Source organism: Geodermatophilus sp. SYSU D00879 (assembly GCF_054050375.1).
Genome location: NZ_JBJGZF010000008.1, coordinates 179,824 through 202,494 on the forward strand (window position 1 = coordinate 179,824; position 22,671 = coordinate 202,494).

A 22,671-nucleotide genomic window follows, 5' to 3' on the forward strand; every position below is an offset into this window, starting at 1 on the left:
CCGGGCCTCCGTCGAGGAGGACGCCCTGCACGACGATCCGCCGGTGAGCTCCCCGGACCCGGCCGACCGGGCCGAGGACGTCGAGGCCGAGGACACCGACAGCGAGGACACCGAGGACACCGAGGACGAGGACGCCGACAGCGAGGACGGCGCCGGGCCCGGCGCCGCCCGGACCGCCGGTGCCCGCGAGGGCGACAGCGCGCCGGTCTCGGACAACCGGCGGCGCGCCGAGCGGACCGCGCCGCTGTTCGCCGAGCTGGCCACGCTGGAGAAGGACGACCCGCGGCGGGAGCGGCTGCGCGAGATCCTGGTCGAGGAGCACCTGCCCCTCGTCCGCCACTTCGCCCGCCGGTTCAGCAACCGCGGCGAGCCGTTCGACGACCTCCTGCAGGTCGGCACGCTGGGCCTGATCGCGGCGATCGACCGGTTCGACCCGACGCGCGGGGTGGAGTTCCTCTCCTTCGCCGTCCCCACCATCACCGGGGAGATCAAGCGGCACTTCCGCGACCAGGGCTGGTCCGTGCGGGTGCCGCGGCGGCTGCAGGAGCTCCACCTGTCGCTGAACTCCGCCGTCGGCGAGCTGGCACAGAAGAACGGCCGCGCCCCGACGCCGTCGGAGCTGGCCGAGCACCTGGGCATCCCGCGCGAGGAGGTCCTCGAGGGCCTGGCGGTGGCCAACGCCTACCGCAGCAGCTCGCTCGACGAGCGGCTCTCCGGCGAGGACGACTCCCCCACGCTCGCGGCCACCCTCGGCGAGGAGGACGCGGCGCTGGAGGGCGTGGAGTACCGCGAGTCGCTGCAGCCGCTCCTGGCCACCATCCCCGCCCGCGAGCGCCGCATCCTCATCCTGCGGTTCTTCGGGAACATGACCCAGTCGCAGATCGCCGCCGACATCGGCATCTCCCAGATGCACGTGTCCCGGCTGCTGAGCCAGACCCTGGCCAAGCTCCGCGAGGGCCTGCTCAAGGACTGAGCGAGACCCCCGCGGAGCGGCCGTCCCGGTCGCCCGGGTCAGCCCTGCGGCCGCCCGGCGTCGGGGGTCCCGTGGGTGGCCTCCTCCTCCGCCGCCCGCGCCAGCGACGTCGTGGGCGGCAGCTCGGGGGCCGGCAGGGCCGGTCCGGCGTCGGCGATGCTGTGCAGCTCGATCTTCGCCTCCGGCTGCTCGGCGGCCGGCGGCAGCTGCGACTCGAACCAGCCGCTGGTGTCCAGCCCGCCGCCGGCGGGGGCCCCGTCGGCGGGCGGCGGGACGTCGAGGAACGACCGGCCGTCGCCGTCGGCGCCGCCGAGCTTCGCCAGGCCCTCCAGCGCGCGGCTGAACTCGCTGGGGACGATCCACATCTTGTTCGCGTCGCCCTGCGCGATCCGCGGCAGCGTCTGCAGGTACTGGTAGGCCAGCACGCCCTGGTCGGGCCGGCCCTCGTGGATCGCCCGGAACACCGTCTCGATCGACTTGGCCTGCCCCTGCGCCTGCAGGTACAGCGCCGCCCGCTCGCCCTCGGCCCGCAGGATCCGGCTCTGCCGCTCCGCCTCCGCCTCGAGGATCGCGGACTGCTTCTTCCCCTCGGCCGACAGGATCGCGGCGGCCTTCTGCCCCTCGGCGGTGGTGATCGCCGACTGCCGGGCGCCCTCGGCCTGCAGGATGATCGCCCGCTTGTCGCGGTCGGCGCGCAGCTGCTTCTCCATGGAGTCGCGGATCGACGGCGGCGGGTCGATCGCCTTGATCTCCACCCGCGCCACCCGCAGCCCCCACGGGCCGGTGGTGCCGTCGAGCACCTCGCGCAGCTGACTGTTGATGCCGTCGCGGCCGGTCAGGGACTGCTCGAGGTTCAGCCCGCCGACGACGTTGCGCAGCGTCGTCGTGGTCAGCTGCTCCATGCCGGTGATGTAGTTGGCGATGCCGTACACCGCCAGCCGGGGGTCGGTGACCTGGAAGTAGACGACGGTGTCGATGCCGACCTGCAGGTTGTCGGCGGTGATCACCGGCTGGGGCGGGAACGAGACGACCTGCTCGCGCAGGTCGACCGTCGCGCGCACCCGGTCGACGAACGGCACGAGCAGCGACAGGCCCGGGGAGAGCGTGCGGCTGTAACGGCCGAGCCGTTCCACCACCTTGGCCTGGGCCTGCGGGACGATCGTCACGCTCTTCGCGACGACGAGCACCACCAGCAGGGCGACGACGATCAGTGCGATCAGGGCAGGGGTCACGGCGGCACTCCTCGGGTCGGGTCCCGCTGTGATCATCCCCCGGGGTGGCACCCGGGGTCACTGCCCCGGCGCGCGGGGCTCAGAGCTCGAGCGCCTCGCCGACCACGGCGGTCGCCCCGTCGACCTGCATGATCCGCACCGTGGCGCCGACGGGGAAGGTGCCGTCGCCGTAGTCGGTGCGGGCGGTCCACTCGTCGGCGCCCACCCGGATGCGGCCACTGGAACGACCGACCTCGCGGGTCACCGTGGCGGTGCGGCCGACGAGGGCCTGCACGCCGTCGACGTGCCGGGGCGTCCGGCTCTCCAGGTGCGCCTTCGCCGCGGGCCGCACGCTCGCCAGTAGGAACACCGAGACGGCGATGAACGCCACGATCTGGAAGGCGAGCGACCCGCCCGCCAGCGCCACCACGGCCCCGCCCAGCGCGCCGCCGGCGAACATCAGCAGGACCAGGTCGAGGCTGGCCACCTCGCCCGCGACGAACAGGCCCGAGGCGACCAGCCAGAGCACCCACGCAGCCACGTCCCCAGTCTCCCAGACCACCGGCCGTCTCCGGGCCCCCGGATCGCGGCCGACGTAGCCTCGCTGGGTGCTCCACGACCTCCCCGCGGGCCGGTTCGCCGTCTGGGCGACCGCGTGGCTGTCCGGCCGCGCCTCCTACGACGACGCGCTCGACGCGCTGACCGACGACCGTGCCCATCGCGTCACCGGCCTGCCCGGTACCGCCGGCGCCGTCCCCCTCGGCTGGGCGCTGACCGCGCTGCGCGGCCTGGGCGAGCGGCGGCTGCGGCTGGTGCTGCCGGTGCCCGGCGACGTCCGGGGCGTGCCGTCCGCGCCGGGCCTGGCCGCGCTGGCGCTGGAGGCGGGGCAGGTGGCGGTCGGCGACGCCGTCGCGCTGGTGCCGGAGGACCTCGGCCCGGAGGTCACCGCGTGGACGGCGGTCGACCTGACCGGCGTCCCGCCCGCGCCGCCGCCGGTCGAGGGCTCGCTGCGCGCGGTCTCGGGGGCGCTGGACCTCGCCGTCGGCGACGCCGCCCGCACCCTCGCCGCCCTGGACCTGGCCCGCTGGAACCCCGAGGTGCCGGCGCTGCTGGCCGGGCTGGGCAGCGCCCGCGCCCCGGAGCTGCCGCCGGACACCGACCCGCTGGCCTCCTCGGTGCTCGCCCGGGCGCAGCGGCTGGCGCGGGTGCTGGACCTGGCGCTCACCGACGCCCCCGGCGGCGCGGTCACCCACGGCCAGGCCGCCGCCCGCGACGAGGCGCTGCGCCCGCTGGCCACCGCCGTCCGCGAGGCGACCGTCGCCGCCTACAACGTGGTCCCGCGCCCGTAGCGGCACTCCGGGCGGGCCGCCGCCGCTACGGTCCGCCGCCATGACGGTGCCGACCATGAACGGCCTGATCCACAACGCCGTGCGCCGCGACCTCACCCGGCTGGCCGCCGCCCTGGACCCCTGGCGCGACGGCGACCGGGAGCGGGCGCGGCAGCTCGAGCGGGCGTTCGCCAACCTCCGCCGCGAGCTCACCCACCACCACGAGGGCGAGGACGCCCACGTCTGGCCGTTCCTCGAGGGCACCGGCGTCGGCCGGGACCTGCTCGCGGAGATGGAGACCGAGCACGCGGCGATGGCGGCGGCGCTCGCGGACACCGGGGACGCGCTGGCGGCGCTGGCCCGCACCGGGTCCGCCGCCGACGCCCGCGACGCCCGCGCCGCCGTCGCCCGCACCCGCGAGGTGGTGGTCGGTCACCTCGACCACGAGGAGGCCGCGCTCGAGCCGCTGCTGCGCGAGCACGAGGGCACCGCCGAGTGGCGGGCGGTCACCGGGCGGCTGCGGCACACCTCCCCCGGCGACGCGGGCTCGTTCTTCGCCTGGCTCACCGACGGCATCACCGACGGCGACCGGGCGGCCCTGCGCGGCACGGTCCCGGCGCCGGTCACCGCCCTGCTGTCCCGGGTGTTCGGCCGCGGCTACACCCGGCGGATCGCGCCCGTCTGGCGCCAGGCCCCGGCCCGGCGCTAGGCGCGGCGGGCGGTGACCAGCCAGGCCGCGGAGCCGAGCTCGACGCCGTCGGGCCCGGCGTGGGCCTCGAGCCGGCGCCGCAGGTCGGCCACCGCGCGGTCCCGGGCGGGCGGGTCCAGCCCGTCGAGCAGCCAGCCGGCGAGGCCGAGGACGAAGGTCAGTGCCTCGTCGGCGTCGGCACCCCACCACTCCGGCTCGGCCAGACCCTCGACCTCCACCTGACGGTGACCCGCCGCGGTGAGCACCGCGCGGATCCGCGCCGGGTCGGCGAAGGAGAACGGGCCCGGCGCGCCCGGCGGCGGGGACGGCAGCGTTCGGCCGGCGGCCAGCGCCCCCGTGATCTCGGTGATCCACTCGTTGGCCTCGGCCGCCTGCCACACGAGCAGGACCAGCCGGCCGCCGGGCACGAGCGCCCGGCCGACGTTGGCCAGCGCGGCCACCGGGTCGGCGAAGAACATCGCGCCGGTCCGGCTGATCGCCACGTCGAACGCGGCCGGCGGGAAGGCGGCGACCTGGGCGTCGGCCTGCTCGAACCGGGCGCCGGTCAGTCCCTCCTCGGCGGCGCGGCGGCGGGCGACCTCGAGCATCGCCGAGGACAGGTCCACCCCGAGCGCGGACCCGGTGCGGCGGGCGGCCTCCCGCGTCGTCCGGCCGGTGCCGCAGCCGACGTCGAGGACCCGGTCCCCCGGCCGCAGGCCGGCCGCGGCGAGGAAGGCGGCGTCGTAGCGGGCGACCGACCGGTCGAAGCGGTCGGCCTGCGCGGCCCAGTACGCGCCCTGCGCGCCGTCCCACGCCTGCAGCTGCGCGGCGTTGGCGGGAGCGACCTCGACCACGGCCCACCGTCCTCGTCCGGCCCCCGGTGGCCCGACGGTCTACTCGCGGGCGGGCGCCCCGTCAACGGCCGGGCGGGCCGGCCGCTGGACGAAACAGCACGCCGCGGGGCAGTTGGTGCCCAGCCGCGGCTCGCCGCCCGCGCGCCGCTCCTCGAGCAGCTCGCGGACCATCGCGACGAACGCCGGGTGGGTGCCCGCCGTCCCGGCCCGGACGAACGCCAGCCCGAGCTCCCCGGCGGTCTCCTCTGCCTCGTTGTCGAGGTCCCAGATCACCTCGAGGTGGTCGCTGACGAACCCGATCGGGAACAGCACGACCGCCGTCTCGCCGTTCTCGTGCAGCGCGCGCAGGTGGTCGTTGACGTCGGGCTCCAGCCACGGCACCGACGGCGGGCCGCTGCGGGACTGCCAGACCAGGTCGAAGTCGCGGCCCGGCTCGACGGCGTCGACGACGGCGCGCGCGGCGGCCAGGAGCTCCGCCTCGTAGGCGTGCCCGTCGGGGCCGGCGACGTCGGCCATCGCGTCGGGGATCGAGTGCGCGGTGGCCACCAGGCGCGCGGTGGCCCGGTGCTCCCCGGGCAGCCGCGCGAGCGCGGCGGCGAGGGCGTCGGCGTTGGCGCGCACGAAGCCGGGGGTGTCGAAGTAGTGCGGCAGCTTCTCCGCCGTCGGGCCGCCGCCGGTGGCGATCCGGGCCCGCGCGACGTCCTCGTGGTACTGACGGCACCCGGAGTAGGAGGCGTAGGCCGACGTCGCCAGCACGTAGACGTGCTCGATCCCGTCGTCGGTCATCTGCTGCCAGACGTCCTCGACGTAGGGGTCCCAGTTGCGGTTGCCCCAGTAGACCGGCAGGTCGACGCCGTTGGCGGCGAGGTCCTCGCGGACCGCGGCGACCAGCGCCTCGTTCTGCTCGTTGATCGGGCTCACGCCGCCGAAGTGGTGGTAGTGCTCGGCGACGTCGAGCAGCCGCTCGCGCGGGACGCCGCGGCCGCGGGTGACGTTCTCCAAGAACGGCATGACGTCGTCGTGGCCGCGGGGGCCGCCGAAGGACAGGACCAGCAGCGCCTCGCGGCGGCCGGCCGGAGCGGGCGCCGCCGCGGGCGGCGTCCCCCCGTTGTTGCGGACGGCCAGGGAGGGGTCCTCGTCGGGACGCTGGCCGGGGTTGATGTCGACGGTGGCGCGGGGCACGGACGTCCTTCGGTGCTACGGGGCGGATCGGATGCGGTCGGACGCCGACGGCGTGGCTCTGTGACCGTTCACACGCCGACGGCGTGGAACCCGCCGTCGACGTGCACGATCTCGCCGGTGGTGGCGGGGAACCAGTCCGACAGCAGGGCGACGACGGCCTTGCCGGCGGGCTCGGTGTCGGTGACCGACCAGCCCAGCGGGGCGCGGCCCTCCCACGCCTCCTCGAACTGGGCGCTGCCGGGGATGGACTTCATGGCCATGCTGCGCAGCGGGCCGGCGGCGACGATGTTGGACCGCACGCCGTCGGGGCCGAGCTCGCGGGCGACGTAGCGGCTGACCGACTCCAGGGCCGCCTTGGCCGCGCCCATCCAGCCGTAGACCGGCCAGGCGACGGACGCGTCGAAGGTGAGCCCGACGACCGAGGACGGGTTGGCCAGCAGCGGCCGGCAGGCCTGGACGAGCGAGGCGTAGGACCAGGACGACACCTGGAACGCGGTCGCGGCGTGCTCCCAGGCGACCTCGGGGAAGCCCTCCCCCATCGCCTCCTGCGGCGCGAAGCCGATGGAGTGCACGACGCCGTCGAGGGTGTCGAGGCCGGCCTCGCGCAGCCGGTCGGCGAGCGAGGCCAGGTGCTCGGTGTCGGTCACGTCGAGCTGGACGACCGGCGCCTCCTGCGGCAGCCGCTTGGCGATCCGCTGGCACAGCGACAGCGCGCGCCCGAAGTTGGACAGCACGACCGTGGCGCCCTGCTCCTGCGCGATCCGCGCGGTGGCGAAGGCGATCGACGCCTCGGTCAGCACGCCGGTGACGAGGACCTTCTTGCCCTCGAGAATGCCGCTCATCAGTGCCCCATCCCCAGTCCGCCGTCGACCGGGACGACCGCCCCGGTGACGTATCCGGCCGCGTCGCTCGCGAGGAATCGGACGACGGCGGCGATCTCGTCGGCCTCGGCGTACCGGCCCAGCGGCACCTGCCCGAGGATCTCCTGCTGCCGCTTCTCCGGCAGCTCCGCGGTCATGTCGGTGCGCACGAACCCGGGCGCGACGACGTTCGCGGTGACGTTGCGGCTGCCGAGCTCGCGGGCGATCGAGCGGGCCAGGCCCACCAGGCCCGCCTTGCTCGCCGCGTAGTTGGTCTGGCCGGCCGAGCCGAGCAGCCCGACGACGGAGCTGACGAACACCATGCGGCCGAACCGGGCGCGCACCATCTTCGCCGAGGCGCGCTTGGCCACCCGGTAGGCGGCGGTGAGGTTGGCGTCGAGGACGTCGGTGAAGTCGTCCTCCTTCATCCGCATGAGCAGCCCGTCGCGGGTGATGCCGGCGTTGCTCACCAGCACCTCGACCGGGCCCTGCTGCTCCTCGACCTCGGTGAACGCCCGGTCGACGGCCGCGGCGTCGGTGACGTCGCACTGCACGCCGAACAGCCCGTCGGGGGCGCCGCTGCCGCGGTGGGTGACCGCCACCGAGTCGCCCTGCTCGGCGAAGGAGCGGGCGATCGCCAGCCCGATCCCCCGGTTGCCGCCGGTCACCAGCACCGACCTGCCCACGCTCGACCCCCTGGCCCCCGGCGACGTTGTCAGGTGCCGAACCTAGTCGCTGGGCGCAGGTCACACCGGGTCGCGGTCGGAGGCCTCCCGCAGCACGGCGGCCACCTCGGGCGTCGCGGCGTGCACGCCGGCCTGGAAGAACGACTGCTGCAGCACCTCGTCGACGCGCTCGCCGGACATGAAGTCCGCGCCCATGACCTCCTGCTCGGCCGCGCCGGGGGTGAACACGACGGTCCGGATCCCAGCCCCGCGCAGGGCCCGCACCTCCCGGTCCAGCTGCCGCTGGGAGTACCGGCGCATGGCGGCGGTGAAGTCCTGGCGCCAGCCCGGCGACCCGCTCATCGGCGCCAGCACGACGACGACGTCCACCCCGGCGCGGCGCAGCACCGCGGCGTTGGTCGCGGAGTGCACCCCGCCGTCGACGTAGGCGTGCCGGCCGATCTGCACGGGGGCGAAGTAGCCGGGCACCGCGCAGGACGCGCCGACCGCCAGGTGCACCGGGGCCGGCGGCGCCCCGGGCCGGCCGAAGACGACGCGGCGCCCGTCCCGCCGGCGCACGGCGGTGATCCACAGGTCGCGCTCCGGCCAGGTCGGCCCCTCGACCTCCCTCAGGGCGCCCAGCTGGGACACGATGTCGTGCCGGCCCGCCGCGAGCAGCGTCATGCCGGCGGTCAGCGGGCGGAACCGCCACGGGCGGGCCAGGGCGCGGGCGACCAGGTGCGGGCCGGGCACGCGCATCGGCCGGCGGAGCACGTCGAGCGGGCGGAAGGGCGCGAGCTCGGGGACGGGGGTCGCGGCGATGGCGCGCAGCACGTCGTCGTCGCCGGACAGCGGCGCCTTGACCGTCCACGCGGCGAGGTCCTCCGGCGAGACGCCGGCCCGCAGCAGGGTGCCGGTGATCGACCCCGCGGAGGTCCCGACGACGACGTCCGCGGTGCGCGCGTCGAAGCCGACGTCGTGCTGCAGCACCGCCAGCACGCCCGCGTGGTAGGCCTGCCCGACCACGCCGCCGCCACCCAGCACCAGACCGACCCGGACCATCCCTCCACGGTCCCACGGCCCGGCCGGCGCGGCTCCCGCGCGCCGGGACCGACCTAGGCTGGCCGGGTGTTCCTCCTCTTCGGGTTCGGCACGCGGCAGAAGGACCTCGGCCCGGGGGCGGTGCGCACCTGCCCGCGGTGCGGCAACACCACCCGGTGGGCGCGGGTGCGGCAGTTCCGCCAGCTGAGCGTGTTCTTCGTGCCGGTCGCCCGGTGGGGACGCCGGCGGCTCGAGGTGTGCGGCGTCTGCGGCACCGCCGTCGAGGTCTGAGCCGCGACGGCGGTGCCGAGGGCCGGACGCCGGCCTCAGCCGATGCGGAGCGGCAGCGCGCGGGGGCCGCGGATCTGGCCGGTCGACCACCGCACCCCGGCCGGGTCGGCGAGGGAGAACTCGGGCACCCGGTCGAGCCAGACGTCGAGCGCCACCCGCATCTCCATCCGCGCCAGGTGCGACCCGACGCAGCGGTGGATGCCCAGGCCGAAGGCGGCGTGCCGGTTCACCTGCCGGTCGATGACCACCTCGTCGGCCCGCTCGAACTGGGCGGGGTCGCGGTTGGCGGCCGGGAAGGACAGCAGCACCCAGTCCTCGGCCCTCATCTCCACGCCGCGCCAGGTCACGTCCTCCTTGACCAGCCGCGCCATGGTGACCGGGGCGTAGGCGCGGAGGAACTCCTCGACGGCGGTGGGCCGCAGCCCCGGCTCGGCGACCAGCCGGTGCCGGTCCTCGGGGTGCCCGGCGAGGTGCCACAGCGAGGCGCCGATCGCGCTCCAGGTGGTGTCGATGCCGGCGATGAGCAGCAGCGCCATCGTCCCGGCGACGTGCGCGGGCTCGAGCCGGCGGCCGTACAGCTCGGCCTCGAGCAGGTAGGTGGTCAGGTCCTCGCGCGGGTGCTCGAGGTGGTCCTGGATCTGCGCGAGCAGGTACTCGAACAGGTGGCTGCTGCGGGCGAGGCGCTCCTCGGGCGGCAGGTCGATGCCCTCCAGCGCGTTCTCGACGAACTGCCGGAACCGCGGGCCGTCCTCGGGCGGGAACCCGAGCATGTCGGCGATGACCCGCACAGGGATGTGCTGGGCGTAGTCGGCGGCGGCGTCGACGACGTCCCGGCCCTCCAGGGCGTCGACCAGCGAGTGGCAGAACGCCCGCGTGCTCTCCTCCTGCCGGCCGACCGCGGACTTGGTGAACGCCGGCAGCAGCAGCTTGCGCGCGTCGTGGTGGAACGGCGGGTCCGAGGAGATCGGCGGGGTGCCGCCGACCGGGGCGAGCGCCCGCGGCGGCCGGAAGTTGCCCGCGATGATCGCGCGGGAGGAGAAGTGCTCGGTGTCGTAGGCGACGGCGGCGACGTCCTCGTAGCGGGTGGGCAGCCACGCCCCGCCGAACCGCTCGGTGTGCGCGATCGGGCAGCGCTGCCGCAGGTCGTCCCAGATGCCGATGGCGCCCTGCGCCCACTCCTCCTCGGTGTGCGAGAAGTCGGTGGCCCAGTCCTCGACCGGTCCGCTGCGCACGTCGCTGAACGTGCCGAGGGCCGGGTCCGAGCGCAGGGTGCTGGCGTCGGCGAAGGAGCGGTCGTCGACGGTCACCGCGCCGGCTCCTGCTCGAGCACGAGCACGGCGGCCTCGGGGCAGTTGTCGGCGGCGAGCTGCGCGTCGTCCTCGAGCCCGGCCGGCACCTCCCCGCCGGGGACGAGGAGGGTCGAGTAGCCCTCGTCGTCGGCGCCGAACAGGTCGGGGGCGAGGTCGTAGCAGCGGCCGTGCCCCTGGCACAGCGACGGGTCGATCGAGATCCTCACGGGCGGCTCTCCGTTCCTCGGGCGGGCGGTTCCTGCGGTGCGAGTCCGGCGACGAGGCGGGCGAGCAGCGCCGTCCACTCCCCGTCGTCGACCGGGTCCACGTCGGGGCCGACCAGCGCGGTGCCGACGGCCAGCGACAGGCACAGGTGGGCGACCGCGCGCGGGGACAGCGCGGAGTCGATCTCGCCGTCGTCCTGGCCGCGGCGGACCAGCCCGGCCAGCCACGCGGCGCGCTCCTGCACGTAGTCGCGCACCGGGCCGGCGGCGTCGTCGTCGCGGCGGGCGGCGACCAGCGCCTCGACCAGCAGGTCGCCGTCGGGGTCCCGGCGGCGGCGCAGCGTGCGCCCGCTGGCCAGCAGCAGGTCGGCGACCGAGCGGCCGGGGTCGGCGGCGACGAGGTCGGCGAGCAGCCGGCGGCCGTGCACGTGCAGCGCGTCGACGAGCAGGGCGGCCTTGGAGCCGAAGTAGGCGTAGAGGGCGCCGTTGCTCAGCCCGGCCGCGTCGGCCACCTCGGACACGCGCGTGCCCTCGTAGCCCCGCCGGGCGAAGACGTCGGCGGCCGCGCGCAGCAGCCGCTCGCGCGTGCCCGCCGCGGTGGCGCCCGGAGTGCGACCCACGTCACGAATCGAACAGTGGTTCAATTCGCGCCGTCAAGGGGTCGGGAGGCGACGTGACCGGTGGGCTGGCCGAGCTGCTCGACCTGCGGCCGGACGGTCCGGACGCCTTCGCGGCCGGTCCGCGGCGCGCCTCCCCCGAGCGGGCCTTCGGCGGCGCGGTCGTCGCCCAGGCGCTGGTCGCCGCCGGGCGGACCGTGCCGGAGGACCGGGCGGTCCACTCGCTGCACGCGTACTTCCTGCGCGCCGGGGAGGCCGCCGAGCCCACCGGCTACGCCGTCGAGCGGGTGCGCGACGGCGGCAGCTACGCCACCCGCCGGGTGCGGGCGCGGCAGCGCGGCCGGACGACCCTGGAGCTCACCGCGTCCTTCCACCGGCCCGAGCCCGGCTTCGCCCACCAGTCCGCGCGGCCGGACGCCCCGCCGCCGGAGGAACTGCCCGGCCCGCTCGAGGCCGGCGCCGGCGCGGAGGGCCTGCTGCGCGCGTGGCTCGACCGGCTGGCCGACCGGCACCCGCTGGAGTTCCGCCTGGACGGCGAGCTGCCCCGGCAGGCCGCCGCGCGCGGCGAGGCGGCGGAACCGCGCCAGCGGTTCTGGGTGCGCTCGCGCGAGGACCTGCCCGACGGGCCGCTGGTGCGCGCGGCCACCCTGGCCTACGTCTCCGACGTGCTGCTGCTGTCCACCGCGCTCGCGCCGCACCGGAGGGTGATGGGCGCCCCCGACGTCGCGGCGGCGAGCCTGGACCACGCGGTGTGGTTCCACCGCCTGGCCCGCCCCGGCGAGTGGCTCTACTACGACCAGGAGAGCACCTGGGCCGACGGCGGGCGGGCGATGTGCGCCGGCCGGCTGTTCGACCGGTCCGGCCGGCTGGTGCTCACCGTCGCGCAGGAGGGGACGGTGCGCCCGCTCGGCCCCCGCTGACCGGCGCGCGGGTGTGACCTTGACAACACTCCGGGTCCTGCCCGAGTGTCTCCCCGCGTTCCGGAACGGAGCACTCCCGGGACGTCCCGCCGCGGTCCGCGGCGGGGTCCGACCGGCCTGAGGCGCGCCGACGACGTCGTGCCGGAGGAGGCGCCGTGCCCCGCTCCTACGTCCGCCGGCTCGACACGTACCCGACCGGGCGCCGCCGCCGGCGGATCCTCGCGATGGCGGTCCTCGCCAGCCTGATCTGCTCGTTCGAGGCGCAGATCGCCCCGGTCGTGCCGCTGCTGCTCGACGACCTCGGGATGAGCCTGGCGGCCTACGGCGGCATCTCGGCCACCGCGATGCTCGCCGGCGCCGTCGCCGGGCTGATCGGCGGGCGGCTCACCGACTCCGTCGGCCGGGTCCGGCTGCTGGTGCCGCTCATGCTGCTCACCTCGCTGCTGTGCGTGGCCACGACGCTGGTGCAGACGCCGACGCAGCTGCTGGTCGCCCGCACCGTGCTGTCCTTCGTCGACGGCGTGGCCATCGCCAGCACCGCCCCGCTGGTGCGGGACTTCTCCCCGCGGATGGGCCGGGCGACGGCGTTCGCGTTCTGGACCTGGGGGCCGGTGGGCGCGAACTTCCTCGCCGCGGCGATCGCCGGCGCGACGCTGGCCGCGTTCGACGACAGCTGGCGGTCGCAGTTCTGGCTCATGGGCGGCGTCTCGCTCGTCGTCTCGCTGGTCATCGCCGCCAACATCGCGGAGCTGTCCCCCACGCTGCGGGCGAGCATCCTGCAGAGCGAGCAGCGCGCCCTCGGCGTCGCCGACGACGCCCGCCCGGCCCGCCCCGGCGACCTGCTGCGGTCGGCCGCGGTGTGGGCGCACTGCCTGGGCATCGCCTGCTGGCTGGTCACCTACCTGACGCTGGCGCTGTACGGCCAGACGATGCTGGTGGACACGTTCGCGCTGACCACGGCGCAGGCGTCCCAGGTGATGATGCTGTTCTGGGTGCTCAACCTCGGCACGCTGGTGGCGGCCGGGCGGCTGTCGGACCGGCTGCAGCTGCGCCGCCCGTTCTCCCTCGGCGGCACGCTGGTCGCGCTGGCGTGCGGCGTCGTGCTGATCCGGCTGATGGCCGACCCGGCCGGGGTGTCCTGGACGGCGCTGATGGTCACCGGGGTGCTGCTCGGCGCCGGCCTGGGCGTGGCCTACGGGCCGTGGATGGCGAACTACTCGGAGAACGCCGAGGACGTCGACCCGCGGCTGCAGGGCACCGCGTGGGGCCTGTTCTCCTTCCTCAGCAAGGCCATGGCGGTCGTCGTCCTGCTGGTGGCCCCACGGGTGGTCGACGCGGCCGACTGGCGCACCTGGATGGTCGTGTCCCTCGGCGCGATGGCGCTGTTCGGGGTCGCCGTCCTGTTCTTCCGCGGGCCGTGGCGCCGGCCGGCCGGGGTCGCACTCCCCGTGCTGCCCGGGGTGGTCGCCGAGGCCGCGCCGCCGGTGGCCCCCGGGCGCTGAGGGAGGGCGGGGTCGTGGCGTCCCGGTGGGAGCGGGTGTGGGCGCGCTGGCTGGTGCACCGGCTGGAGGCGGCGAACCGGCGGGCCGCGTGCCCGCACGACGGGCTCGCCCTGCTCTGCTCGACCTGCCTGGCCCTCGCCTCGGCCGGGTTCCTGCTGCCGGCCGCCCCGCCCGCGCCGGCCGGCGGCCCGCGGCAGCGGGACTGACCGGTCAGTCCCCGTCGTCGGCGAGGACCCGCTCGGCCACGTGCTCGCCGATCGCCAGCGAGGAGGTGGCCGCCGGCGAGGGCGCGTTGCGGACGGTGACGACCGGGCCGAGCCGGTGGACCCGGAAGTCGTCGACCAGGGTGCCGTCCCGGTCGACGGCCTGGGCGCGGACGCCGGCAGGCGCGCGCACCACGTCGTCGTCGGTCAGGGCGGGCACGAACTCCCGCGCGGCGGCGAGGAACACCCGGCGCGACAGCGACCCGCGGAACTCGGCCACGCCCATCCGCCAGTGCTGCCGGGCCAGCGGGCGCATGCCGGGCCAGGTGAGCGTCCGCAGCAGCTCGGCGGGCCGGACGTCGCGGCGCCGGTAGCCCTCGCGGGCGAGGGCCAGCACGGCGTTGGGCCCGACGTCGACCCCGCCGCCGACCCGGCGGGTGAAGTGCACGCCGAGGAACGGGTACCGGGGGTCGGGCACCGGGTAGATCAGCCCGCGGACCAGGTGCTCGCGCTCGGGCACCAGGCGGTGGTACTCGCCGCGGAACGGCACGATCGCCGGCCCTGCGTCGTCGCCGGCCAGCCGGGAGACCGTGTCGCTCTGCAGCCCGGCGCAGACCACGAGCCGGTCGACGGCGAACGCCTCGCGGCCGGAGGACACCACCACTCCCCCGCCGACCTGCGGCAGCACCGCGGTGACCTCGAAGCCGAGCCGCACGTCGTGGCCCTTGTCCCGCAGGTCGCCGGCCATGGCGCGGGCGACGGCGCGGAAGTCGACGATCGCGGTGTGCGGCGAGTGCAGCGCCGCCACGCCGGCCGCCTCCGGCTCCACCTCCCGCAGCCCCTCGGCGGACAGCCGGCGCAGGCCGGGCACGCCGTTCGCGGTGGCCCGCCGCTCGATCTCGTCCAGGGCGGGCAGCTCGTCGTCCCGGCGGGCGACGACGAGCTTGCCGCACTCGTCGTAGGCGAGGCCGTGCTCGGCGCAGAACTCGCGCAGCAGGCCGCGCCCGCGGGTGCACAGCCGCGCCTTGAGCGAGCCGGGCGCGTAGTAGAGGCCGGCGTGCACCACGCCGCTGTTGTGGCCGGTCTGGTGGACGGCGACGTCGTCCTCCTTGTCCACCACCGTGACGTGCACGTCGGGCCGGAGCTCGGCCAGCCGGCGCGCGACCGCCAGGCCCACGATCCCGGCGCCCACGACGCCGATCCGGTCGACGGTCCCTGCGCGCACCGGCCACCTCCGTCCTCGGGGCAGGACCGGGGGCCCCGCCGTGAGCAGGGATGGTGCCCGCCCGGGCCGGGGACGGCCAGGCCCGTCGGCGCGCGCGGTCAGGCGGCGCGCGGTCAGGCGGTGCCGCGGCGGGACCGGACGGCGGCGGCCAGCTCGGCCAGCAGGGCCTCCGTCGTCGCCGGGTCGACGCAGGCGTCGGTGACGCTCACGCCGTACTCGAGCCGCTCGGGGTGCTCGCGGTCGAGGTCCTGCCGGCCCTCGGCGAGGTTGCTCTCGATCATCACGCCGCGGATCGCCCGCTCCCCGCCGGCGACCTGCTCGGCCAGGTCGTGCACGACCGCGGGCTGGCGCCGGTGGTCCTTCTGGCTGTTGCCGTGGGAGGCGTCGACGACGACCACCTCGGGCAGCCCGCGCGCGGCGAGCTTCCGCTTCACCTCGGCGACGTGCTCCGCCGAGTAGTTGGGGCCGTCCGTGGTGCCGCGCAGGATGACGTGGCCGGTGTCGTTGCCGGTGGTCGACAGCTGCGCCGAGACCCCGTGGTGGTCGACGCCGAGGAACTCGTGCGGGGCGCGCGCGGTGACGACGGCCTGGATGGCGGAGTCGACGCTGCCCTCGGGCGAGTTCTTGAAGCCGACCACGGACGAGAAGCCCGACACCCGCTCGCGGGCGGTCTGGTCGGTGACGTTGCGCGCGCCGACGCCGTTGTAGGTGACCAGCCCGTTGACGTACTGCGGCGTGAGCGCGTTGAGCGGCTCGGCGGCGACGGGCACGCCCAGCCCGGTGATGCGGCACATGAGGATCCGGGTGGCGACCAGGCCGACGCTGATCCGGTTGGACCCGTCGAGGAACGGGTCGTAGGCGAACCCCTTCCAGTCGACCTCGGTCCGCGGCTTCTCCGTGTAGGTCCGCATGAGGATCTCGAGGTCGTCGCCGTGCCGCGCCCGCATGCGGCCGAGGAAGGCGGCGTACTCGAGCGCGGCGACGGGGTCGTGCACCGAGCAGGGGCCGGCGATGACGACGAGGCGGTCGTCGGCGCCGGTGAGGACGTCGGTGACCGCGGCCCGCGCGGCGCGCGTCGTGGCGGCCGACTCCGGCGACAGCGGGACGACGGTGGCCACCGCCGCGGGGGTGACGACGACGCTCAGGCCGGTGATCCGGGCGTTCACCAGGCCGGACAGGTCGGCGCCGTCCGCCGCCGTGACGCCCACCTGCCGCTGGACGCCGGGCAGCAGGTCGGCGAGCGTGGCGTCGATCTGCGCGTTCACCGTCGTCTGGACGTCGAGCAGCAGGTCGGCGATCCGCGTCGCCGCCTCCAGGATGCGGTCAGCGGGGATGGGGGGCCTCCTCGGTCGTTCCGACCGTCGAGCCAACCACAGCGGCGCAACGGCCCGGCGCCCGGTGCGGTCGCCCGGCACCCCACCTCCGGCGGGGCGGGTGTGACGCGCGGGGCGGGTGGGGCCCGGCGGCGTCGGGCGGGGTGGCGGCGTGCGCACCATGGGCGCGTGCCCGCCCGCCCGGACGCCGTCGCCGTGCTGCCGGCCGCTCCGGGCGTGTACCGCTTCCGGGACGGCGCCGGGCGCGTGCTGTACGTCGGCCGCGCCACCTCCCTGCGCTCGCGGGTCGGCTCGTACTGGGGCGACCTGCGCGACCGCCGCCACCTGCGGCGGATGGTGGGCCGGGTCGCCCGGATCGAGGCGCTGGTCTGCGACTCCGTGCACGAGGCCGCGTGGGCCGAGCGCAACCTGCTCGAGCGGTCGCTGCCGCCGTGGAACCGGATCCCCGGGGGTCTCGAGGTCCCCGTCCGGATCCGGCTGGACCCCTCGGCGGACGCGCCGCGCCTCGACGTGGTCCACGACGCCCGGCCGGCACCGGCAGTGCGCCACTTCGGCCCCTACCTCGGCCGGCGCCGGGTGCGGTCGGCCGTCTCCGGGCTGAACCGCGTGTACCCGCTCGCCCACGCCGGCCCCGGCCGGAGCGCCGGCGAGCGCGAGCTGGCGCGGCTGCGGGGCGGGCAGGACGCCTCGCTCCCGGAGCTCGCCGCCGCACTCACGGCCGTGCTCGACCGCGAGCCGGGAGCGGTCGCCGCCGCGCTGGCGGCGCTGGGCGCCCGGCGGGACGCCGCGGCCGCGGCGCAGGCCTACGAGGCCGCGGCCCGGCTGCAGGAGGAGATCGAGGCCGTCGAGTGGGTGGTCGCGCCGCAGCGGGTCACCGCGCCGGAGGAGCAGGCCGACGGCGACGTCACCGGGTGGACGGGCGAGGTGCTCGTGCGGCTGCGCATCCGGGGCGGCCGGGTGCGCCACTGGGACCAGGAGACCTGCACGCGCGCCTCCGCGGGGACCCGCGCGCCGGCCGGGTGGGCGCCGTTCCTCCGCCGCAACGCCGAGCTGGCCGCCCGGCTCGCCGCGCTGCCCGTCACCTGAGGCCACCCTGGTCGACTGCCCGGCAAGGTGGTCGTCCCGGCCGCCGCGTGACGTCCCTCCCCGACGGTCCGGAGGAACGGAACGAGCCAGTACGCCACGGGGGTTGCGCTCGCGTGCGCGCGCCCACGAGCCTGTGGCCGCCGGAGAACCGACCCCAGGAGGGCCGTGGCACCGGGCGACGCCGCGACCCCGTCGACCGCCGAGTCCACCGAACCGCCCCACAGCAGCCGCTCGCAGGCCACCGACTCCGGCTGGGTTCACGCCGCGCCCGAACTGCTCCCCACCTGCGGACGGACCACCCCCGCGAGACCGACGGAGGCACGACATGGGCACCATCACGACCGACGACGGCACCGAGATCTTCTACAAGGACTGGGGCACCGGTCAGCCGATCGTCTTCAGCCACGGCTGGCCGCTGTCGGCCGACGACTGGGACGCGCAGATGATGTTCTTCCTGGCCCGGGGCTACCGCGTCATCGCGCACGACCGGCGCGGGCACGGCCGCTCGACCCAGACCGGCGACGGCCACGACATGGACCACTACGCCGACGACCTGGCCGCGCTGACGGCCCACCTCGACCTGCACGACGCCGTGCACGTCGGCCACTCCACCGGCGGGGGCGAGGTCGCGCACTACCTCGGCCGGCACGGCGAGGAGCGCGTCGCGAAGGCCGTGCTGATCAGCGCGGTGCCGCCGCTCATGGTGCAGACCGACGCCAACCCCGGTGGCCTGCCGAAGAGCGTGTTCGACGACATCCAGACCCAGGTCGCCACCAACCGGTCCCGGTTCTACCGCGACCTGCCGTCGGGACCGTTCTACGGGTTCAACCGGCCGGGCGCCGAGCCGTCCGAGGCGATCATCGCGAACTGGTGGCGGCAGGGGATGATGGGCGGCGCGAAGGCCCACCACGACGGCGTCGTCGCGTTCTCCCAGACCGACTTCACCGACGACCTCAAGAAGATCACGGTGCCGGTCCTGGTGATGCACGGCGACGACGACCAGGTCGTCCCGTACGCGAACTCGGGGCCACGGTCCGCGGAGCTCCTCCAGAACGGGACGCTCAAGACCTACGCCGGCTTCCCGCACGGCATGCCGACGACGCAGGCCGAGACGATCAACGCCGACCTGCTCGAGTTCATCCGCTCCTGACCGCCGCCCCCGTCCGGGGCCGGTGGGAAGACCGGCCCCGGTCGCGGTGTTCAGCCACACGCTCGACACAGAGGGAGGCACACGTGACCACCGAGACCGCGATCCTCGCCGGCGGCTGCTTCTGGGGTGCGCAGGACCTGCTGCGCAAGCGCCCGGGGGTGCTCTCGAGCCGCGTCGGGTACTCCGGCGGGGACACCCCGAACGCCACGTACAGGAACCACGGGGACCACGCCGAGGCGGTCGAGATCGTCTTCGACCCCGACGTGATCTCGTACCGGGAGCTCCTCGAGTTCTTCTTCCAGATCCACGACCCGACGACGGTCGACCGGCAGGGCAACGACGTCGGCCGGAGCTACCGCTCTGCGATCTTCTACACGAGCGAGGAGCAGCGGCGCGTCGCCGTCGACACGATCGCCGACGTCGACGCCTCGGGTCTGTGGCCCGGGAAGGTCGTGACGGAGGTGTCGCCGGCCGGCCCGTTCTGGGAGGCCGAGGAGGAGCACCAGGACTACCTGCTGAAGCACCCGTACGGCTACACCTGCCACTACGTGCGGCCCGACTGGGTGCTCCCGCGCCGCGAGGCGCAGACCGCCCGATGACGTGAGGCCCCGGCCGGCCGCGCACCGACAGCACGGCCGGCCGGCGGCGCGCTCTAGCCTCGGCCGCATGCGCGCTGTGCAGATCACCCGCTTCGGCGGCCCCGAGGTCCTCGACGTCGTCGACCTCCCCGACCCCGTCCCCGGCGACGGCCAGCAGCTCTACGAGGTGAGCGCGGCCGGCGTGAACTACGCCGACACCCACCAGACCGAGGACAGCTACCTCGCCCCGCAGACGCTGCCGCTGATCCCGGGCGCGGAGTTCGTCGGCCGGCCGGTGGGCGGCGGCGAGCGCGTCGTCGGCCTGCTCGAGGGCGGCGGCTACGCGGAGAAGGTGGTCGCCAACCCGCGGCTGACCTGGCCGGTGCCGGACGCCGTGACCGACGAGCAGGCCCTCGCCCTCGTGCTGCAGGGCACCACCGCCTGGCACCTGCTGCGCACCAGCGCGCACCTGGCCGCGGGCGAGTCGGTCGTCGTCATCGCCGGCGCCGGCGGGGTCGGCTCGCTGGCCGTCCAGCTGGCCAAGCGCTGGGGCGCCGGGCGGGTCATCGCCACCGCCTCCAGCCCGGAGAAGCGGGCGCTGGCCGAGGAGCTCGGCGCCGACGCCACCGTCGACCCGGCGCTGGCCGACGACGACCCGAAGACCTTCACCGCCGCGCTGCGCGAGGCCAACGGCGGCAAGCGGGTCGACGTCGTCCTGGAGATGACCGGCGGCAACGTCTTCGACGGCTCGTTCTCCGCGCTGGCGCCGTTCGGCCGGCTCGTCGCCTACGGCATGGCCGGCCGCCGCCCGCCGAGGCCGGTGCAGGCGCCGGCGCTCATGGGCACCAGCCGCGCGGTCGTCGGCTTCTGGCTGGCGCACTGCTTCAGCCGCCCGGCCATGCTCGACGACGCCATGACCGAGCTCCTCCAGCTCACCGCCGACGGCGCGCTCGAGCCGGTCGGCGGCGGCCGCTACCCGCTGACCGCCGTCCGCGAGGCGCACCAGGACATCCTGTCCCGCCGCACCACCGGCAAGCTCGTCCTCGACCCGACGAGGTAGCGCCCGCCGCTCCCCGCTCACCACGCACGGCCACCGCCCGGAGGCGTCCGCCCCTCCGGGCGGTGGCACGTCTCCCCCCGCGGGGTTACAGGCCCTCGTCCGTCCGCACCCCCGCTCCTAGCGTCGTCAGCGACAACTGCTGGGGGTGTGCAACGGCGCCCGGTCCCGGCGACCACCATCGCCTGCTGGGGGAACCGTGCCCCGACCGACACCCCGATCCCGCGCGGCCGCGTTCGCCTTGGGCGCGGCCCTGATCACCGGGCTGACCGGCTGCGAGTGGCCCGACGTGAGCATGAGCCCGGGCCTCGCCGCCGAGTCCACCGAGGCCACGCCGTCCGCCCAGCCGTCCGCCGAGCCCTCCCGCGAGCCGCTGGACGAGCCCGCCGACCGGACCGCCGCCGCGTCGTCCACGGCCGCCCGTCCGGCCGGCGACCTCGATGCCGGCTCGCTCACCCGCACGCTGCCGGCCGGCGACCGCACCGTCGTCGTCGACTACTGGACCGCCGACCAGGCGGCCACGTGGACCGCCGCGGACGACAAGACGATCCAGCTCTCGGCGCACGTCGAGGGCGGCGACGGCGACACCGAGGTGCTGGTCACCCGCTTCGCGGCCACCACCGACGACGGCACCACCCGTGCCCTCGCCGCCGAGGACCGCGGCGAGTTCGCCCTCATGCCGCCCTTCAGCTACACCACCGCGCTCAGTCTCCCGGGGTCGGCGGTCCCGGCGGACGCGCTGACCGTCTCGGTCCAGTTCGACCTCCTGGTCGAGACCGAGCCGGGCTCCGGGCGCTACTTCCGCCAGACCGTGCTCGACGCCCTCGAGCTGCCGCTCCTGCAGGAGGACCCCTCGTGAACCAGCTCGTCGTCCACGGCAACCGGCGGTCGACCGACCGCGTGAACCTCCTGGCCCGCGGGGGCCAGCAGGTGCCCGACATCAGCTCGCTGGTGCCCGCGGAGTTCGGCGGCCCGCAGGCCGAGGAGCAGCTCCGGCACGCCACCATCAGCTGCGTCATCCCGGCCTACAACGAGGAGTCGACGATCGCCGACGTCCTCACCTCGCTGCTGGCGCAGACCCGGCCGCCGGACGTCATCCACGTGGTCATCAACAACACCGACGACGACACCCCGGAGATCGTCGAGCAGTTCGTCGGCGAGCACACCCGGGTGGTCAAGGGCGAGACCTACCGGACGACGGTCTTCAGCCACGACATCGGCGAGAACCCCGACAAGAAGGTCGGCGCGCTCAACTACGGCTACTACGTCAGCCGCGGCTACGACTACATCCTCGGGGTCGACGGCGACACCACGCTGGACCGCCGCTGCGTCGAGTGGCTGGAGAAGGAGATGGTCACCGACCCGCGCATCGGCGGGCTCTCGGCGGTCTACACCTTCGACAAGTCCAAGGTGCACGGCGCGATGGCGAGGTTCCTCGTCGCCGGCCAGCGCGCCCAGTTCGCCGGCTTCAACATGGACAACCTCGTCCGCGGCCGGAACATGGCCGTGCTCGGCGGCCAGTGCAGCCTGTTCAGCGTCCGGGCGCTCGAGGCGGTCATGTACCGCCACCACCAGTCCGCGCCGTGGGTGCGCGACTCGGAGGTCGAGGACTCCAAGCTCTCGCTGCAGATCAAGGACGCCGGCTTCAGCACCAAGATCAGCGCGCGGGCCCGCGCGTTCGTCGGCCCCATGACCACGCTGCGCGCCCTCCACGGCCAGCAGGTGAAGTGGAACTTCGGCGGCATCGACCTGCTGTGGCCGGGTCAGCGCGGGGACAGCAAGGGCCAGCCGCTCCACCCGAACCTGCGGCTGCGCTGGTACGAGAACATCTCGATGGTCTTCAACATCGCCGCACGCATGGGCTTCCTGCTCCTGCTCGCGGCGGCGCTGTCCATCGACGCGTTCGTGTTCAACCCGGTGTGGCTCATCCCGCCGGCCGTGGCCACGCTGCTCAACCTCCGCATCGCGCTGTCCATGCACGACAAGAGCGCGGTCGACATCTTCTACGCCGTGCTGGTGGCGCCGGCGGAGCTGTACATGTGGGTCCGCATGGGTCACTTCGTCACCGCGTGGGTGCAGTTCTTCGCCCGGGTGGAGAAGGACAACTGGGCCGCCCAGGCGGCCGCGGAGCGGGGTCGCGGGTCGGCCTACGTCATGCCGGCGGTCTGCGCCGCCGCGACCTTCGCCGTCCTGATCTTCGCGTGGAGCCAGCAGAGCATCGGGGTGCAGTCGGCGATCCTCTCGATCGGCTGGCCGGTCCTCTACCTGCTCACCGTGCTGCAGACGATCTTCATGCTGAAGAAGCTGGTGCGCCGCCAGCGGGGCTTCACCGTCTGAGGCCGTACGACGGACGACGGGCCCGGGACCTCGCGTGGTCCCGGGCTCGTCGCCGG

The 22,671-nt window shown here is 75.5% G+C and carries 25 protein-coding genes; 13 read left to right on the forward strand and 12 right to left on the reverse strand.

What is annotated here, in order from left to right; translation table 11 throughout:
- Positions 1-43 precede the first annotated feature (43 nt).
- On the forward strand, positions 44-973 hold the full coding sequence (locus ACI79B_RS12965; protein ID WP_456927999.1) for an RNA polymerase sigma factor SigF: 930 nt from the start codon (positions 44-46) through the stop codon (positions 971-973).
- Between the two features lie 38 nt (positions 974-1,011).
- Here ACI79B_RS12965 and ACI79B_RS12970 read toward each other — a convergent pair whose 3' ends face one another.
- Positions 1,012-2,205 carry an SPFH domain-containing protein gene (locus tag ACI79B_RS12970; protein ID WP_456928000.1) on the reverse strand — a complete coding sequence of 398 codons (1,194 nt, stop codon included), beginning with the start codon at positions 2,203-2,205 and terminating at the stop codon, positions 1,012-1,014.
- A gap of 79 nt (positions 2,206-2,284) precedes the next feature.
- Positions 2,285-2,725, reverse strand: a complete 441-nt coding sequence (locus tag ACI79B_RS12975; RefSeq protein WP_456928001.1) for an NfeD family protein — start codon at positions 2,723-2,725, stop codon at positions 2,285-2,287.
- A 67-nt stretch (positions 2,726-2,792) separates the two neighbouring features.
- On the opposite strand from ACI79B_RS12975, the gene ACI79B_RS12980 reads away from it, so the two are divergent.
- Positions 2,793-3,533, forward strand: a complete 741-nt coding sequence (locus ACI79B_RS12980) for a hypothetical protein (protein WP_456928003.1) — start codon at positions 2,793-2,795, stop codon at positions 3,531-3,533.
- A 40-nt stretch (positions 3,534-3,573) separates the two neighbouring features.
- On the forward strand, positions 3,574-4,221 hold the full coding sequence (locus ACI79B_RS12985; protein WP_456928004.1) for a hemerythrin domain-containing protein: 648 nt from the start codon (positions 3,574-3,576) through the stop codon (positions 4,219-4,221).
- Here ACI79B_RS12985 and ACI79B_RS12990 read toward each other — a convergent pair.
- The 5 genes from ACI79B_RS12990 to ACI79B_RS13010 all read right to left on the reverse strand — a co-directional run bounded on the left by ACI79B_RS12990 (position 4,218) and on the right by ACI79B_RS13010 (position 8,823).
- Complete coding sequence (locus tag ACI79B_RS12990) at positions 4,218-5,054, reverse strand: class I SAM-dependent methyltransferase (RefSeq protein ID WP_456928005.1); 837 nt, start codon at positions 5,052-5,054, stop codon at positions 4,218-4,220. The two genes, ACI79B_RS12985 and ACI79B_RS12990, sit on opposite strands and share 4 nt — an antisense overlap.
- A 39-nt stretch (positions 5,055-5,093) precedes the next feature.
- Positions 5,094-6,236, reverse strand: coding sequence for a ferrochelatase (locus ACI79B_RS12995; RefSeq protein ID WP_456928006.1), 1,143 nt, complete (start codon positions 6,234-6,236; stop codon positions 5,094-5,096).
- A 68-nt stretch (positions 6,237-6,304) separates the two neighbouring features.
- The gene (gene fabI / locus ACI79B_RS13000; protein WP_456928007.1) at positions 6,305-7,078 is read right to left on the reverse strand and encodes an enoyl-ACP reductase FabI; all 774 of its coding nucleotides are present in this window, start codon (positions 7,076-7,078) and stop codon (positions 6,305-6,307) included.
- A complete protein-coding gene (fabG, locus tag ACI79B_RS13005; RefSeq protein WP_456928008.1) occupies positions 7,078-7,782 on the reverse strand; it encodes a 3-oxoacyl-ACP reductase FabG in 705 nt (234 codons plus the stop codon). The genes fabI and fabG overlap by 1 nt, the downstream gene beginning before the upstream one ends.
- A gap of 60 nt (positions 7,783-7,842) precedes the next feature.
- A complete protein-coding gene (locus tag ACI79B_RS13010; RefSeq protein WP_456928009.1) occupies positions 7,843-8,823 on the reverse strand; it encodes a patatin-like phospholipase family protein in 981 nt (326 codons plus the stop codon).
- 66 nt (positions 8,824-8,889) lie between these two features.
- On the opposite strand from ACI79B_RS13010, the gene ACI79B_RS13015 reads away from it, so the two are divergent.
- A complete protein-coding gene (locus tag ACI79B_RS13015) occupies positions 8,890-9,093 on the forward strand; it encodes a zinc-ribbon domain-containing protein (protein ID WP_456928010.1) in 204 nt (67 codons plus the stop codon).
- A gap of 35 nt (positions 9,094-9,128) precedes the next feature.
- Here ACI79B_RS13015 and ACI79B_RS13020 read toward each other — a convergent pair whose 3' ends face one another.
- Genes ACI79B_RS13020 through ACI79B_RS13030 form a run of 3 tightly spaced genes read right to left on the reverse strand, consistent with a single transcriptional unit; the run spans position 9,129 to position 11,226 of the window.
- On the reverse strand, positions 9,129-10,400 hold the full coding sequence (locus tag ACI79B_RS13020; RefSeq protein WP_456928011.1) for a cytochrome P450: 1,272 nt from the start codon (positions 10,398-10,400) through the stop codon (positions 9,129-9,131).
- Complete coding sequence (locus ACI79B_RS13025) at positions 10,397-10,609, reverse strand: ferredoxin (protein WP_456928012.1); 213 nt, start codon at positions 10,607-10,609, stop codon at positions 10,397-10,399. The genes ACI79B_RS13020 and ACI79B_RS13025 overlap by 4 nt, the downstream gene beginning before the upstream one ends.
- A complete protein-coding gene (locus ACI79B_RS13030) occupies positions 10,606-11,226 on the reverse strand; it encodes a TetR/AcrR family transcriptional regulator (protein ID WP_456928013.1) in 621 nt (206 codons plus the stop codon). The genes ACI79B_RS13025 and ACI79B_RS13030 overlap by 4 nt, the downstream gene beginning before the upstream one ends.
- A gap of 53 nt (positions 11,227-11,279) precedes the next feature.
- Between ACI79B_RS13030 and ACI79B_RS13035 the strand changes: the two genes are divergently transcribed.
- From ACI79B_RS13035 to ACI79B_RS13045, 3 genes are all read left to right on the forward strand, one after another.
- Positions 11,280-12,143 carry an acyl-CoA thioesterase gene (locus ACI79B_RS13035; protein WP_456928014.1) on the forward strand — a complete coding sequence of 288 codons (864 nt, stop codon included), beginning with the start codon at positions 11,280-11,282 and terminating at the stop codon, positions 12,141-12,143.
- A 155-nt stretch (positions 12,144-12,298) separates the two neighbouring features.
- Complete coding sequence (locus ACI79B_RS13040) at positions 12,299-13,645, forward strand: MFS transporter (RefSeq protein WP_456928015.1); 1,347 nt, start codon at positions 12,299-12,301, stop codon at positions 13,643-13,645.
- A gap of 14 nt (positions 13,646-13,659) precedes the next feature.
- The gene (locus ACI79B_RS13045) at positions 13,660-13,851 is read left to right on the forward strand and encodes a hypothetical protein (protein WP_456928016.1); all 192 of its coding nucleotides are present in this window, start codon (positions 13,660-13,662) and stop codon (positions 13,849-13,851) included.
- 4 nt (positions 13,852-13,855) lie between these two features.
- Here ACI79B_RS13045 and lhgO read toward each other — a convergent pair whose 3' ends face one another.
- Both lhgO and ACI79B_RS13055 read right to left on the reverse strand, forming a co-directional pair.
- On the reverse strand, positions 13,856-15,073 hold the full coding sequence (lhgO, locus tag ACI79B_RS13050) for an L-2-hydroxyglutarate oxidase (RefSeq protein ID WP_456928017.1): 1,218 nt from the start codon (positions 15,071-15,073) through the stop codon (positions 13,856-13,858).
- Between the two features lie 113 nt (positions 15,074-15,186).
- Positions 15,187-16,488, reverse strand: coding sequence for a 3-deoxy-7-phosphoheptulonate synthase (locus ACI79B_RS13055; protein ID WP_456928018.1), 1,302 nt, complete (start codon positions 16,486-16,488; stop codon positions 15,187-15,189).
- An 87-nt stretch (positions 16,489-16,575) separates the two neighbouring features.
- Here ACI79B_RS13055 and ACI79B_RS13060 point away from each other — a divergent pair, with 87 nt between their 5' ends.
- The 6 genes from ACI79B_RS13060 to ACI79B_RS13085 all read left to right on the forward strand — a co-directional run bounded on the left by ACI79B_RS13060 (position 16,576) and on the right by ACI79B_RS13085 (position 22,615).
- Entirely contained in the window at positions 16,576-17,493 is a 918-nt protein-coding gene (locus ACI79B_RS13060; RefSeq protein ID WP_456928019.1) for a hypothetical protein, read from the forward strand.
- Positions 17,494-17,818: 325 nt separating this feature from the next.
- Entirely contained in the window at positions 17,819-18,643 is an 825-nt protein-coding gene (locus ACI79B_RS13065) for an alpha/beta fold hydrolase (protein WP_456928020.1), read from the forward strand.
- Positions 18,644-18,726: 83 nt separating this feature from the next.
- Entirely contained in the window at positions 18,727-19,242 is a 516-nt protein-coding gene (msrA, locus tag ACI79B_RS13070; RefSeq protein ID WP_456928021.1) for a peptide-methionine (S)-S-oxide reductase MsrA, read from the forward strand.
- Between the two features lie 67 nt (positions 19,243-19,309).
- Positions 19,310-20,281 (forward strand): quinone oxidoreductase family protein, encoded by a 972-nt coding sequence (locus ACI79B_RS13075; protein ID WP_456928022.1) that lies wholly within the window; start codon positions 19,310-19,312, stop codon positions 20,279-20,281.
- 238 nt (positions 20,282-20,519) lie between these two features.
- Complete coding sequence (locus tag ACI79B_RS13080) at positions 20,520-21,137, forward strand: hypothetical protein (protein ID WP_456928023.1); 618 nt, start codon at positions 20,520-20,522, stop codon at positions 21,135-21,137.
- Complete coding sequence (locus ACI79B_RS13085; RefSeq protein WP_456928024.1) at positions 21,134-22,615, forward strand: glycosyltransferase family 2 protein; 1,482 nt, start codon at positions 21,134-21,136, stop codon at positions 22,613-22,615. Before ACI79B_RS13080 ends, ACI79B_RS13085 begins: the two co-directional genes overlap by 4 nt.
- Positions 22,616-22,671 lie beyond the last annotated feature (56 nt).

Bases quoted from the DNA above. Each gene is read 5' to 3' on its own strand.
- ACI79B_RS13010 (WP_456928009.1), bottom strand. From the start codon at position 8,823: ATGGTCCGGGTCGGTCTGGTGCTGGGTGGCGGCGGCGTGGTCGGGCAG.
- ACI79B_RS13065 (WP_456928020.1), top strand. From the start codon at position 17,819: ATGGGCACCATCACGACCGACGACGGCACCGAGATCTTCTACAAGGAC.
- fabI (WP_456928007.1), bottom strand. From the start codon at position 7,078: ATGAGCGGCATTCTCGAGGGCAAGAAGGTCCTCGTCACCGGCGTGCTG.
- ACI79B_RS12985 (WP_456928004.1), top strand. From the start codon at position 3,574: ATGACGGTGCCGACCATGAACGGCCTGATCCACAACGCCGTGCGCCGC.
- ACI79B_RS13075 (WP_456928022.1), top strand. From the start codon at position 19,310: ATGCGCGCTGTGCAGATCACCCGCTTCGGCGGCCCCGAGGTCCTCGAC.